Annotated in this window: 15 protein-coding genes and 1 tRNA gene; 7 read left to right on the forward strand and 9 right to left on the reverse strand. The window is 67.8% G+C overall.

The window, feature by feature from the left end; genetic code table 11:
- Positions 1 to 27: 27 nt before the first annotated feature.
- Complete coding sequence (locus AC1DR7_RS07360) at positions 28 to 1317, reverse strand: tryptophan--tRNA ligase (RefSeq protein ID WP_457318535.1); 1290 nt, start codon at positions 1315 to 1317, stop codon at positions 28 to 30.
- 109 nt (positions 1318 to 1426) lie between these two features.
- Between AC1DR7_RS07360 and AC1DR7_RS07365 the strand changes: the two genes are divergently transcribed.
- Positions 1427 to 2251, forward strand: coding sequence for a hypothetical protein (locus AC1DR7_RS07365; RefSeq protein WP_457318536.1), 825 nt, complete (start codon positions 1427 to 1429; stop codon positions 2249 to 2251).
- A 103-nt stretch (positions 2252 to 2354) separates the two neighbouring features.
- Here the strand turns inward: AC1DR7_RS07365 and AC1DR7_RS07370 are convergent, their stop codons facing one another.
- From AC1DR7_RS07370 to rocF, 3 genes are all read right to left on the reverse strand, one after another.
- Positions 2355 to 2576, reverse strand: a complete 222-nt coding sequence (locus tag AC1DR7_RS07370) for a CsbD family protein (protein ID WP_256775189.1) — start codon at positions 2574 to 2576, stop codon at positions 2355 to 2357.
- Positions 2577 to 2769: 193 nt separating this feature from the next.
- Entirely contained in the window at positions 2770 to 2907 is a 138-nt protein-coding gene (locus tag AC1DR7_RS07375) for an entericidin A/B family lipoprotein (protein WP_038691079.1), read from the reverse strand.
- A 229-nt stretch (positions 2908 to 3136) separates the two neighbouring features.
- Positions 3137 to 4057 (reverse strand): arginase, encoded by a 921-nt coding sequence (gene rocF, locus AC1DR7_RS07380; RefSeq protein ID WP_457318538.1) that lies wholly within the window; start codon positions 4055 to 4057, stop codon positions 3137 to 3139.
- A 322-nt stretch (positions 4058 to 4379) separates the two neighbouring features.
- Here rocF and AC1DR7_RS07385 point away from each other — a divergent pair, with 322 nt between their 5' ends.
- The 4 genes from AC1DR7_RS07385 (at position 4380) to AC1DR7_RS07400 (ending at position 6850) form a co-directional block, all read left to right on the forward strand.
- Entirely contained in the window at positions 4380 to 4832 is a 453-nt protein-coding gene (locus AC1DR7_RS07385) for a roadblock/LC7 domain-containing protein (protein ID WP_256775191.1), read from the forward strand.
- 74 nt (positions 4833 to 4906) lie between these two features.
- Entirely contained in the window at positions 4907 to 5266 is a 360-nt protein-coding gene (locus tag AC1DR7_RS07390) for a roadblock/LC7 domain-containing protein (RefSeq protein WP_256775192.1), read from the forward strand.
- A 103-nt stretch (positions 5267 to 5369) separates the two neighbouring features.
- Entirely contained in the window at positions 5370 to 6314 is a 945-nt protein-coding gene (locus AC1DR7_RS07395) for a hypothetical protein (RefSeq protein ID WP_457318540.1), read from the forward strand.
- Positions 6311 to 6850: a GTP-binding protein gene (locus AC1DR7_RS07400; protein ID WP_457318541.1), complete on the forward strand. Its 540-nt coding sequence runs from the start codon at positions 6311 to 6313 to the stop codon at positions 6848 to 6850. Before AC1DR7_RS07395 ends, AC1DR7_RS07400 begins: the two co-directional genes overlap by 4 nt.
- Before the next feature lie 44 nt (positions 6851 to 6894).
- On the opposite strand, the gene AC1DR7_RS07405 is transcribed toward AC1DR7_RS07400, so the two are convergent.
- The 4 genes from AC1DR7_RS07405 to birA all read right to left on the reverse strand — a co-directional run bounded on the left by AC1DR7_RS07405 (position 6895) and on the right by birA (position 9576).
- A tRNA-Thr gene (locus AC1DR7_RS07405) sits at positions 6895 to 6970 on the reverse strand.
- 42 nt (positions 6971 to 7012) lie between these two features.
- Entirely contained in the window at positions 7013 to 7855 is an 843-nt protein-coding gene (locus tag AC1DR7_RS07410; protein WP_478076436.1) for an SPOR domain-containing protein, read from the reverse strand.
- Positions 7856 to 7864: 9 nt separating this feature from the next.
- Entirely contained in the window at positions 7865 to 8602 is a 738-nt protein-coding gene (locus AC1DR7_RS07415) for a type III pantothenate kinase (protein ID WP_256775196.1), read from the reverse strand.
- The gene (gene birA, locus AC1DR7_RS07420) at positions 8599 to 9576 is read right to left on the reverse strand and encodes a bifunctional biotin--[acetyl-CoA-carboxylase] ligase/biotin operon repressor BirA (RefSeq protein ID WP_457318543.1); all 978 of its coding nucleotides are present in this window, start codon (positions 9574 to 9576) and stop codon (positions 8599 to 8601) included. Before birA ends, AC1DR7_RS07415 begins: the two co-directional genes overlap by 4 nt.
- Before the next feature lie 116 nt (positions 9577 to 9692).
- On the opposite strand from birA, the gene AC1DR7_RS07425 reads away from it, so the two are divergent.
- Positions 9693 to 9968, forward strand: coding sequence for a hypothetical protein (locus tag AC1DR7_RS07425; protein WP_457318544.1), 276 nt, complete (start codon positions 9693 to 9695; stop codon positions 9966 to 9968).
- Positions 9969 to 9976: 8 nt separating this feature from the next.
- Positions 9977 to 10768 (forward strand): M90 family metallopeptidase, encoded by a 792-nt coding sequence (locus AC1DR7_RS07430; RefSeq protein ID WP_478051428.1) that lies wholly within the window; start codon positions 9977 to 9979, stop codon positions 10766 to 10768.
- A gap of 42 nt (positions 10769 to 10810) precedes the next feature.
- Here the strand turns inward: AC1DR7_RS07430 and AC1DR7_RS07435 are convergent, their stop codons facing one another.
- Positions 10811 to 12229: an ATP-binding protein gene (locus AC1DR7_RS07435; RefSeq protein ID WP_457318546.1), complete on the reverse strand. Its 1419-nt coding sequence runs from the start codon at positions 12227 to 12229 to the stop codon at positions 10811 to 10813.
- Between the last annotated feature and the right edge of the window lie 12 nt (positions 12230 to 12241).

Consider the following 12241-nt stretch of genomic DNA (forward strand, 5'->3'; position numbering starts at 1 on the left):
AGGCCGGGGGCCACCCAGGGGCCGCGCTTACCCGCGCAGTTCCTGCAGCGCGGCCAGCACCACGGCCACGTCGGCCTCGATCTTGAACAGCTCGCTCTGCAACCCATCGCCGTGCGCGGTCTGCTTGAGCACACCGATCACCTGCCCGGCATCGCGCGGCGAATCGAAGCCCTCGCTCTGGATCAGCAGGCTGCCATCGCCGGCCAGCAGCTTGAAATAGAAACGGCCGTCCTTCTCGCGGTACTGCTTGAACAGCGGCGGCGCGGCGCGGGCCTCGGTGGCGGCATCACCGGCGATGTTGCCGGCACTGGACAGGTCACGCAGGCCTACCGCATGGCGCAGTTCCTTCAACAGCGGCATCGCATACTGCTCGCGCAGCTGCTGGCCGCGACGGCGCAGCAGCGCCTCGATCTTTTCCGGCTCGGCCATCAGCGCCTCGTAGCGCTCGCGCAGCGGGGTCAGTTCGGCATCGATACGCTCGAACAGCTGCTGCTTGGCATCGCCCCAGCTGATGCCATCGGCGAAGGCCTGCGCGAACGCGGCGGTCTGCTCGGCGCTGGCGAAGGCCTGGTACATCTGGAACAGCGCCGAGCCCTCGGTGGTCTTGGGCTCGCCCGGTGCGCGCGAGTCGGTGAGGATGGCGAATACCAGCTTCTTCAGCTCCGCACGTGGGGCGAACAGCGGAATGGTGTTGTGGTAACTCTTGCTCATCTTGCGACCGTCCAGGCCGGCCAGCGTGGCCACCTGCTCGTCGATCACCACCTCCGGCAGCGGGAAGTACTCCCTGCCGTACACATGGTTGAAGCGCTGGGCGAAATCGCGCGCCATCTCGATGTGCTGGATCTGGTCGCGGCCCACCGGGACGCGGTTGGCCTTGAAGATCAGGATGTCGGCGGCCATCAGCACCGGGTACATGAACAAGCCCGCGCTGATCCCGGCATCTTCGTCCTGCTGCTCCTCGCGGTTCTTGTCCACCGCCGCCTTGTAGGCGTGGGCACGGTTGAGGATGCCCTTGCTGGCGATGGCGGTCAGGAACCACATCAGCTCGGTGGTTTCGGGAATGTCGCTCTGCCGGTAGAACCACACCTTGTCCGCGTCCAGCCCGCACGCCAGCCAGCTGGCGGCGATTTCCAGGGTCGAGCGCTGGGTCCGCTCCGGCTCCTGCGCCTTGATCAGGCTGTGCAGGTCGGCCAGGAAGAAGAAGCTCTCGATGCCCGACGCCTGGCTGGCGGCAATGGCCGGACGGATGGCGCCGACGTAGTTGCCCAGGTGGGGCGTGCCGGAGGGGGTGATGCCGGTAAGAACGCGGGTAGTCATGTGGGGGATCATTACGGACAGGTGAACCGCGCCAGTTTACCTGCCCGGGCGCAACCCCGTTGCAACCCCTGGCGCGTTCAATCCGTTACCCCCATCGCGGAGCCCTGCCATGAAACGCCTGATCCTGCCCCTGTTCGCCGTGCTGGCCCTGTGCGGCTTCCGCCCCGTCCCGGAGTACGACCGCGGCCCGGTCCACCTGACCGTGCTCGACCGCGACGCCGGCACCACGCTGCCGCAGTACCGCGATGGAGCCCAGCGCTGGATCGCCGGCGAGAAGGGCCACCGCTACAGCGTGCGGCTGCGCAATGGCAGCGCCGAGCGGGTGCTGGTGGTGGTCTCGGTGGATGGCCTTAATGCGATCACCGGCGAGGTGGCCGCACCGGGCCAGACCGGCTACGTGCTCAACCCCTGGCAGACCGCGGACATCAGCGGCTGGCGCAAATCCTCGGACGAAGTGGCGCAGTTCGTGTTCACCTCGCCGCAAGGCAGCTACGCCAGCCGCACCGGCCGCCCGGACAACATCGGGGTAATCGGGATCGCGGTGTTCCGCGAAGCCAACGCCATCGCGCGCGACCTGTCGCCGGCGGTCGAGCGGCGCAGCCTGCCCGCGCTGCGCGGGCGTGTCGACGCGGCTGAAGCCGCTGCCCCGGCGGTCGTCGACAGCGTCACCACGACCGGTTCGGCAATGCGCTCGCCGGCGGCGGAACCCGCCCAACGCCTCGGGACCGGCCACGGCGCGCGCGAAACCTCGCGCGTGCGCGATACCGCCTTCGAACGTGCCAGCGTGGTGCCGGCCCAGCAGGTAGAGGTGCGCTACGACAGCGCGCGCAATCTCGCCGCGCGCGGCATCCTGCCCGTGCCGGTGCAGCAACCCCGCGATGGAACGCCCCGCGCCTTCCCCTCGCAGTACGTGCCCGATCCACCGCGGCGCTGAGCGGCGGTAGACAGCAACGCATACGACACGGGCCGCAGTAGCGGCCCGTGTCGTGTTTCATACCCCCGATGAAGCGGYCGCGTTTACGCGGCGTCCAGCGGCGTCAGTGGAAATCCGGGTAGTCCTTGTGCATGGCTTTTTCGAAGTCCTTGACCTCGGACTCAGCGCGGTCACGCGCCCAGCCATAGCGTTCCTGCAGACGGCCTGCCAGATATTCGGCATTGCCTTCGGCCACCTTGAAATCGTCGTCAGTCAGGTCGCCCCACTTGGCCTGCGCCTTGCCCTTGAGCTGGGTCCACTTGCCGGAAATGATGTCTTTGTTCATGGGTTGGCATCCTTGATTGCAACGGCACCGTCGCCGTGGATACAGACTGCGACAGTCGGCGTTTGGACACGGTCAAGCGCGCATGAAACGGATGCTCACCTGCTTGAATGGACCATGGCTGCCCAGGCAAAACCCGACGCAAAGAAAAAGGCCGGGAAACCCGGCCTTTTTCGTTGACGCCTGATCGAATCGATCAGTTGGTCTTGGCAGCGTCTTCGACCTTCTCGCCAGCCTTCTGCACATCCTTGCCGGCACCGGCAACGGTGTTGCAGCCGGACAGCATGGCCACCGAGAACATCGACAACAGCATCAGTGCAATAACACGCTTCATGGGGTTCTCCTAATTGATCTACGTCGACACCGGAATCCGGTCCCACCTGTCAGATGGGCACGCGCGCGCCCTCGGCGCAGTGCGGCCCTTCTTCCTGATCGCGGTGACGTAGTGGCCGTTTCCGGCACTGCCGCCGCGTGGATGCAATCTGGCGGGAACGGCGTGCAGCGAATGTGAACGCGGCTTGCGATCATTCAGCCACGCGCCGGAAAGCGCCGCGTGGCGAGGATCAATCGCGCATCAATGTGGATTTCCCGAACAGGCTTTCGACCAGGTCCACCGCCAGCACCGCCGTGCTGTTGCGGTTGTCCAGCAGCGGATTCAGCTCGACGATATCCAGTGACCCCATGCGCCCGGTGTCGGCGATCATCTCCATCACCAGCTGCGCCTCGCGGTAGTTCACCCCGCCCGGCACGGTGGTGCCCACGCCCGGGGCGATGCTCGGATCCAGGAAGTCCACATCGAAGCTGACATGCAGGTGGGTGTTGTCATCGATGCCCTGCAGCGCCGCTTCCATGGTGCGCTTCATGCCCGCCTCGTCGATGTAGCGCATGTCGTACACATCCACCTGATGCTGCTTGATCAGGCGCTTCTCTTCCTGGTCCACCGAACGGATGCCGATCTGGTGCACCTGCTGCGGGCGGATCGCCGGGGCGTCGCCGCCCAGCCGGGTCAGCGCGTCCGGGCCCAGCCCGCACAGGCAGGCCACCGGCATGCCGTGCACATTGCCCGACGGGGTCACCTCGCTGGTGTTGAAGTCCGAATGCGCATCCAGCCACAGCACGCGCAGGGTCTTGCCCTGCTCGCGGCACCAGCGCGCCACCGCGGTGATCGAGCCGATGCCCAGGCAATGGTCGCCGCCGAGCATGATCGGCATGCGCCCGGCCTGCAGCTCGGCATAGGTGGCGTCCATCAGTGCGCGGTTCCAGGCCACCACTTCGTCCAGGTGGCGATAGCCCTGCACCGGCGGCGTCCACGGATTACGCGGGCCGTCCAGGTTGCCCACGTCGCGCACGTCCACGCCCCGGGCGGTCAATGCCTCGGCCAGCCCGGCGATGCGCAGGGCGTCCGGCCCCAGGCCCGCGCCGCGATGGCCCGCCCCGATATCGGTGGGAACGCCGATCAGGGAAACCGGGGAATACGTGGCCATGGGGTGCCTCCTGCAAATGCGGAAAAAGAGCCACAGTCTAGCCAGCCCGGCATGGGACGACTCGCGGCGATGCAGCAGTACCGGCAAGCCAGACAGGTTGCCGATGACCGTCGACGGCGCTGCGCGCCACTGAGCGTAGGGCGACGCGGCTGGAATGCCTTGCGCGTCAATGCTTTGACACCCGCGTCGACGCGCACGCGGTTCATCCTGCGTTACCCGTGAAGGCAAAAATACCGTGCTACATTTCACACTTCTTCGCAGTACTGATTGACTAATCCATTACGGATTGGTTCGTGTTTCGTCGTGTGCCAGGGGGCAGTACGTGCAGCGCAGTACCATTCACCAGATTGTCCGCAGTGCCAGCGGCGAGAGCCAGCCGGCCCGACAGTTGTATGACATCGACCGCATCCAGGCCGCATTCGCGCAGGCGCGCGAACGCGAGCGCGGCATTTCCCTGCTGATGCTGTCCACCGCCGATGGCCGCGCCGTGGCCGAGGATTCGGCACTGGACGTGGACGGGCGCCGCCTCGCCGCGATGGCCAACTCGTTCCTCACCCTGGGTGAGACCGTCTCGCGCGAACTGGCGCTGAGCGAAGCCGACTACGCCACCATCTGTACGCGCCAGGGCAACGTGGTGCTGATCCGCATCCAGGGCGACAAGCCGCTGACCCTCACCGCCGTGGGCGCACATGCGCTCAACATGGCCGTGCTGCTGTTCCATGCGCGCGAATGCGCCACCCGTCTTGAAGCCGTGCTGCGCGCTCGCGCCGCCTGATCGTCCTCTTTCTGCAGTGCCTTCGGACGGGTCTTCGGCCTGTCTACCTCTTTGCCTGACTCACAAGGATTTTCATGTCCAATCTCAATCTGGAAAAGCTCAACGCGGTCGCCGGTTTCGTCGGCGCGGCCCTGGTCGACAGTGATAGCGGCATGGCCCTGGCCACCGTCGGCGGCGGCAATATCAACCTGGAACTGGCCGCGGCCGGCAACACCGACGTGGTGCGCACCAAGCGTCGCGTGGCCGAGCAGCTGGGCCTGGCCGACAGCATCGAAGACATCCTGATCAGCCTGGGCACCCAGTACCACCTGATCCGCCCGCTGGAGAGCAACCCGGTGCTGTTCCTGTACGTGATCATGGACCGCGCCAAGGCCAATCTGGCGATGTCGCGGCACGAACTGAAGGCCTTCGAAAAGACCCTGGACTTCAGCTGATCGATGCATGTCCCGTGCGGCGCAGGCCGCGCGGGATCTCCGCGCCGCAGCGTGCCCAAGGCATGCGATGACCGGCCGCTTTGGCACCCCCATGAAAACCCCCATGCGTACCTTCCAGATCGCCTCGATCGGGCTCGATCTGTTGCACCAGACCCGGCTCAAGCTGGCCAGCTCGATGCTGCTCGCCGAGCGCTTGGACGTGGCCCTGCAGGCGTGGTCCGCGCAGACCGTGGACCTGCTGGTGATCGGCCTGGACCATGCCGCCGGCGCCGGTGCGCTTGCCCAGGCGCGTGCGCAGGGCGTACCGACGTTGGTCATCGCGCGCCGCTTCGATGCCAGCGCGCGCGGTGAACTGCCGCACGGCGCCACCGTCCGCGATCTCAACGAACAGCTCTCCACGCTGCTGCTGGCCGCACCGGAGGCGACTGCTTCGGCGCAGGGCACGCCGCTGCTGCTGCAGCTGGCCCAACACGGTGCACCGTCGACCGGCATGCACCTGCTGCAACGCGGTGCGATGACGCTGCTGGTCGACCCGGGCACACGCAGCATCGCCCTGCCCGCGTCCACCACGCTGGCCGAGGTGGCCGCGCAACTGGACGATGCGACCTGGTCGCCGACCGCCATCGATGCGCAGACCTTCCAGCATCAGTACGCGTATCGACTGCCGCAGCGGCATTCGTTCGAAGCGCTGTTTTTCTGCATTGCCCGCCATCGTCCCGAACTGCTGCCCGCAGCGGCCGGGCAGGCCTCGCTGCGGCTGCGCCAATGGCCCGACCTCAATGCCGAGGATGTGCCCGGCCACTGGCTGCTGCCGATCGCGCGCCTGCACGCGCGCCCGTGGCGTGCCAGCGCGTTGGCCGGTGCCTGTGGCATACCGCACGACACCGCCCAGTTGCTCTTTTCGGCCGCCCTTGCCAGTGGCCTTGCCTTGACCGAGGAAGCCCCCGTGACCCGTTCTGAACGCCGCGGCGACACCACCGATTCACGCTTCTTCTCCTGGGTGGCGCGACGCTTCGGCCTCACCTTGTTCCAGGGAGCCGCATCATGAGCCAGCCCGCCAACAAGCTGGTTTTCGTCGGTGGCATGGGCGCGGGCAAGACCACCGCGGTACGCGCGATCTCCGATGTCGAGCCGGTCAGCACCGAAATGCCGCTGAGCGAAGACGCGTACGGTGACAAGGTCGAAACCACGGTGGCGCTGGACTACAGCTCGATCGAGCTGGACGACGGCGAACTGCTGCACATCTACGGGGTGCCCGGCCAACGCTACCTGGATTTCATGTGGCCGATGGTCTGCGAAGGCGCGTTGGGGGTGATCGTGCTGGTCAGCGCGCGCCACCCCGAGCCGATCGCTTCAACGGTGGAACTGCTGAACGAGTTCTCGCGGATCGCGCCGCAGGCCAGCCTGGCGGTGGGCATCACCCGCACCGACGAACATCCCGAGCTGCTGGTGCCCGACGTGCGGCAGGCGCTGTTGGATGCCGGTTTCCGCCTGCCGGTGATGCGCGTGGATGCGCGCTCGGCCACGCAGGTGACGTTCCTGGTGAAGTCGTTGTTGTCGTATCGGTACGCGCAGACGCAGTAACGCTCGCAAGCGGGCCCTGTCGGGCGGAAGGGCGATGCGGGAAATGGTGCCGGCACCCGGATTCGAACTGGGGACCTACCGCTTACAAGGCGGTTGCTCTACCAACTGAGCTATGCCGGCAAAGGCACGGCGAGCGGCATGGGCCGTCGCGGAGCACGAATTCTAGCGCAACCGCGCACAGTCCAGCGAGCGCTGCTGGGCCGCGCCGCTGCGTTGGCGCACCGCACCGGGGTCGGCCTGATCGGCGAGGGTCGCATCCAACCACCACTGCGCGCTGCCATCACCGCCGCTGGCGACCATGCGGGCGTTGAAGCCGGCGGCGCTGAGTGCGGCCATGCGGCGTTCGGCGCCCTCGCGGTTGCGGTACTGGCCCAGGGCGATGGCGTTGGTCTCTTCGCCTTGGGCAATGATGTAGTAATCGCTCACCCCGGCCGCCACGATCCGCTTGACCGTGGCTTGTGCCTCGTCGCGGCTGGCGGCGGCTGGCAGCAGCACCCGGTAGCGGGTAGCCCCGGCATCGGCGATCTCACGCAGGCGGGTACTGCGCAGTGATGCACCGGCCTTGGCCTGCGCGGCCTGGGCGGCGGCACGGTCGGCGAAGGGCCCCAGGCTCACGCATTGCGCCGGCGCGGCGGCGACCGGCGTGGGAGCAGCCGCAKGTGCGACAGCCGGCGCAGGGGTTGGCGGGACCACGGCAGGTGTCGACGTCGGTGCCGGCGCTGCAGTCACGCTGGCGGTCGCCGGCTCGGTGATGGCCGCAGCGGGCGTGGCGACCGGCGCCGGCGCCGGCGTCGGCTCGGGCGTCACATCATCCAATGCCTGGGTTGGCGCGGCCGCCACCCTGGCGGCCGGCGGCGGACTACCGGTGGTCGGCAGCAACTGCAGCTGCGCCACGCCGGTAGTCGGGGCGGGCGCGGCCGGCACCGGGTCGCCACGCAACATCCACCACAACGCCACCCCCAGGTTGAGGATGGCCAGCACGACGATCAGGGCACGGGTCAGCATGCGGGGATCCTACCCTGCGTCCGCAGGCTGGTGCACGGCCCAGCGCGCCAGGCCATCGAGCACCAGCGCCGGCTGGAAGTGCGCATCCACCAGCAGCGGCATCAAGGCCGGTGCGCCACCGCCATGCACCAGCAGTGTCGGCATGCTGCCCAGCAGCTCGGCCGCCTGCAGGCGGCTGCGTTCGATCAATGCCACCGCCGCCCCGTCGCAGCCGGAGGCCAGAGCATCGGCGGTGTCATTGGCGAACTCGCTGTAGTCCCCGCCCGTGGCCGGCAGCTGCACCGCACGCGCATGCAGCGCTTCGCGCATGGTGGTGGGCGAGGCCGCGATGCGGCCGCCGCGATGCAGCCCGTCGGCGTCGAGCAGATCGATGGTCAATGCCGTGCCGACACCGGCCACCACCACCGCTTCGCCACGTTCGGCCACGGCCAGCAGGCCCAGGAAGCGATCCACGCCGAACTTCCCTGGGTCGGCGTAGGCCACCTGCACCCCGGCATAGCGCGCCTGCGTGCGCGCCACCCGAACCTGTTGAAAGCGCCCCTGCAGGATCGCCAGCATGCTGCGCGTCAGGGCGGGCGCGGCAACGCTGGCCACATAGGCCACCCCGCCACTGGGCAGCGCCTGCAGCGCGTCGGCGGGCATTGCTTCGGCACCGTGCGGCCAGGCCTGCACATCGCCGGCACGCGCACCCTGCAACGGTGCGAACTTGAACCGGGAATTGCCCAGGTCGAACAACCAGTCGCTCATTGCGCCCTCACGCTGACTTCGCCGGCATGCACATGCTGCTCCACGCCATCGATTCGCACGCGCAGCGCGCCATCTTCGGCCAGCCCCAGCGCGACGCCTTCGCGCCACTGTCCGCCCTGCTCCACGCGCACGGTCTTGCCCTGCAGCAGGTCCAGTTCGGCATAGCGCGGCAGGAACGGCGCCAGCCCCTGCGCATCGAAGGTTTCCAGCGCCGGCAACAGCCGCGCCAGCACGGCGGCCACCACGGTATTGCGGTCTACCGGCGCGCCGGCCAGGGTGTCCAGGTCGATCCACGGCTGGGCGATCTGCGCCGCCGATGCCGCCGGCATGTGGACGTTGATGCCGATACCGATCACCGCGCGCGCCGGGCCGGCATATTCGCCGCCGCCCTCGGCCAGCAGGCCGACCAGCTTGCGTCCGTCCACCATCAGATCGTTCGGCCACTTCAACCCTGCCTGCACGTAGCCCAGGTCGTGCAGCGCCTCGGCCACCGCGATGCCGGCCACCAGGCTCAGGCCGCTCAGGCGGACCAGGCCACCGGAGAACAGGCGCAGCACCGACAGGTAGACGTTGGCGGCCAGTGGCGAGGCCCAGGTCCGGCCGCGACGGCCACGGCCGCCGGTCTGGCGCTCGGCCAGCAGGACGCGAACGCCCTGTTCAGGCGCGCTGCAGCGCAGCAATTCAGCGTTGGTGGAGTCCACAGTCCAGGCGACCTGCAGCGACTGCAGCAGGGCCTGGGTGACCTTGGGCAAGCCGGCGCGGATGGTCTCCGGTTCCAGCAGGTCCAACGGCCGGGTAAGCCCATAGCCCTCACCGGCGCGCCCTTCGACTTCCACGCCGGCCGCCCTAAGTCCTTGAATCCGCTTCCAAATTGCAGCCCGGGTCTGGCCCAGTTCGCGGGCCAGGGCATCGCCGGACAGGCGTCCGGCGCCCAGTTTGGCCAGCAGTTGGCGGTCGTCCACGGCAGCTTCCATCAGGTGATCGGGAAAATTATGCGGGAAAGCCCGATCCGCTGCCTGCCGGAGGGCTTCCAATCGCGGCGCTGAATCGGGCTAGAATCGAAAGCTGACCCGCCTTCCGGATGTCGACGATGCGCCCGTTCGCCCATTGCCTGATCCTGCTGATGGCCCCCTTGGCCGCGCACGCTTCCGATGCGCTGACCAGCACGGGGCGGGGCGGCTGCGTGTATTCGCCGGCCGAAAGCGAGCGCACCGCGCCTGCAGCCGCACCGGCGGCACGTGCGCCTGCGGCCAAGCCCAGCGCCGCCAGCGGCGGCAGCACGGGTGGCGGCGGCAGCGATGACGACGTGCTGCCGCGCCTGCGCGCGCCGAAGTGGCACAGCTTCCTGCCGGGCATGTTCCGCTGATCGAACGTATGTGGGGCTGGTTGCGGCGCACGCCGCGCGCCATTGATGCAGACCTGTGGCAGCAAAGTTGCCAACGCGCCGCGTGGCTGCGCGGACTGGACGGGGAACGCCGCGAGCGTCTGCACACCCTGAGTGCGCGCTTCCTGCACGAAAAAACCATCAGCCCGGTCGGCAACCTGCAGTTGGACGAAGGCGACGGCGTACTGCTGGCCGCGTTGTGCTGCCTGCCGTTGCTGGAACTGGGTGAGGTTGGCCTGCGCGGCTGGTCGCAGCTGATCGTCTATCCCGATGCCTTCCGGGTGCAGCGCAGCCATGTCGATGCCGCCGGCGTGCTGCATGAGTGGGATGACGAGCTCATCGGCGAATCCTGGGACAGCGGCCCGCTGATCCTGTCGTGGGCCGATATCCAGGCCGACATCGCCGATCCGCATGCCGGCTACTGCGTGGCCGTGCACGAGATGGCGCACAAGATCGACGCACTGGACGGCGCCATCGATGGCACCCCGCCGCTGCCGCGCGACTGGCAGCGGCAATGGGCCAGGGATTTCCAGACCGCCTACGACGCGTTCTGCGCGCAGGTCGATCGCGGCCGCGACACGTTGATCGATCCGTATGCGGCCGAAGCCCCGGAAGAATTCTTCGCGGTGGTCACCGAGTACCACTTCTCCGCGCCGGATCTGCTGCAGCAGGAGATGCCGACGGTTGCCGCGCATCTGCGCCGTTTCTACGGCGAGCCGCCGGGCCTGGCGGACAACCACCAACCGTCATCCGCTGCCCTGCACGTCACCACGCCCCGGTAGGCATCGACCGTTGGTCGATGCAATGTCCGGAACTGACGGACCTTACGGCCCGGGCGGCAGCTTCACTTCGAAACGCGCACCGCCCAGTTCGGGCGAACGCTTGACCTGCAGTTCGCCACGGTAATCCTTGATCAGGTCCTGCACGATCGACAGGCCGATGCCGTGGCCCTGTACGCGCTCGTCGCCGCGCACGCCACGCTGCAGAACCTTGGCAACGTCCTCCGGGGCAATGCCCGGGCCATCATCATCCACCGACAGCACCAGCCCGGCACGCCGTGCGCCCGGCGCCGGCAACGGCTTGGCGGTGAGCAGCACACGACGGTTGGCCCACTTGAAGGCGTTCTCCAGCAGGTTGCCGAGCAGCTCCTGAAGATCGCCCGGTTCGCCATGGAAGCGCGCGGCTTCATCGATATCGAATTCGCACAGCACGCCCTTGCCGGCGTAGACCTTCTCCAGCCCGCGCACAATCTCTTCGGCGTTGGACTCGATCGGCAGCGGCGCCGAGAACAGCTTGTGGCCCGACGAAGCCGCGCGCGCCAACTGGTAGGACACCAGGTTGTTCATGCGCCGTAGCTGCACGTCGAATTCCTGCCGCAGGTCCTGGTCCTGCGCGCCGCTGTCCAGTTGGGTGCGCAGCACCGCCAGCGGTGTTTTCAGGCTGTGCGCGAGGTCGGCCAGGGTGTTGCGCTGGCGCTCGAGGTTTTCGCGCTCGCTTTCGATGAAGGCGTTGATGCTGTCGGTGAGCGGCTCCAACTCACGCGGGTGGCGCTCGCTCATGCGCGCGGTTTCGCCACGCTGCACCTTGGTCAGTTCGGTGATCACGCGCCGCATCGGGCGCAGGCTCCACTGCAGGATCACGGTCTGCAGCATCAGCAGGATCAGGCCGGCACCGCCCATCCAGAACCAAACGCGGCCACGGAAGACGCGCAGCTGCGCGCCAAGCGCGCGCGAGTCTTCCATCACATAGATGGTGTACGGAAATTCAGTGGTTGGATCGGCTTCGGCATCCCAGACCAGGCCCATGCCATAGCGATACACCGAGCCCTGGCTGCCATCGATCTGGACCATCGGCAGGGGGCCTTCAAACACCTCCCGCAGCGGCGCCAGCAGGCCGGCGCTCGGCAGCATCGGCCCTTCGGCCGACAACGAGTTGCCTTTGCCTTCGGGCATCACGACCTGCAGGTAGAGGCCGCTGCCGGGCATGTCGAAGCGCGGATCCGGTGGCTGCTCGCGGATGTACAGCGAGCGGTCACGGGTGAAGTCGATCCCGGCCGCGTATGCCCGGGCGTAGTTTTTCAGGCGCTCCTGGAGGTTGGCGCGCGCCGTATCGGCGAAGGCCGCATCCAGCGCGTAGCCGGCGATGGCCAGGAACGCGACCAGGCCCACCGAGGCGGCCAGCAACTGGCGCGCCTGCAGGGAGCGCGGCCGCCAGCGTTTGAAGAACCACAGACGGCCTGACATCGTTCAATCGCC

This window comes from Stenotrophomonas sp. P5_A9 (assembly GCF_056400525.1).

Coding starts and splice junctions, on each gene's coding strand:
- AC1DR7_RS07360 (WP_457318535.1), bottom strand. CDS start 1,317: ATGACTACCCGCGTTCTTACCGGCATCACCCCCTCCGGCACGCCCCAC.
- AC1DR7_RS07365 (WP_457318536.1), top strand. CDS start 1,427: ATGAAACGCCTGATCCTGCCCCTGTTCGCCGTGCTGGCCCTGTGCGGC.
- AC1DR7_RS07370 (WP_256775189.1), bottom strand. CDS start 2,576: ATGAACAAAGACATCATTTCCGGCAAGTGGACCCAGCTCAAGGGCAAG.
- AC1DR7_RS07375 (WP_038691079.1), bottom strand. CDS start 2,907: ATGAAGCGTGTTATTGCACTGATGCTGTTGTCGATGTTCTCGGTGGCC.
- rocF (WP_457318538.1), bottom strand. CDS start 4,057: ATGGCCACGTATTCCCCGGTTTCCCTGATCGGCGTTCCCACCGATATC.
- AC1DR7_RS07390 (WP_256775192.1), top strand. CDS start 4,907: ATGTCCAATCTCAATCTGGAAAAGCTCAACGCGGTCGCCGGTTTCGTC.
- AC1DR7_RS07395 (WP_457318540.1), top strand. CDS start 5,370: ATGCGTACCTTCCAGATCGCCTCGATCGGGCTCGATCTGTTGCACCAG.
- AC1DR7_RS07400 (WP_457318541.1), top strand. CDS start 6,311: ATGAGCCAGCCCGCCAACAAGCTGGTTTTCGTCGGTGGCATGGGCGCG.
- AC1DR7_RS07415 (WP_256775196.1), bottom strand. CDS start 8,602: ATGAGCGACTGGTTGTTCGACCTGGGCAATTCCCGGTTCAAGTTCGCA.
- birA (WP_457318543.1), bottom strand. CDS start 9,576: ATGGAAGCTGCCGTGGACGACCGCCAACTGCTGGCCAAACTGGGCGCC.
- AC1DR7_RS07425 (WP_457318544.1), top strand. CDS start 9,693: ATGCGCCCGTTCGCCCATTGCCTGATCCTGCTGATGGCCCCCTTGGCC.
- AC1DR7_RS07430 (WP_478051428.1), top strand. CDS start 9,977: ATGTGGGGCTGGTTGCGGCGCACGCCGCGCGCCATTGATGCAGACCTG.
- AC1DR7_RS07435 (WP_457318546.1), bottom strand. CDS start 12,229: ATGTCAGGCCGTCTGTGGTTCTTCAAACGCTGGCGGCCGCGCTCCCTG.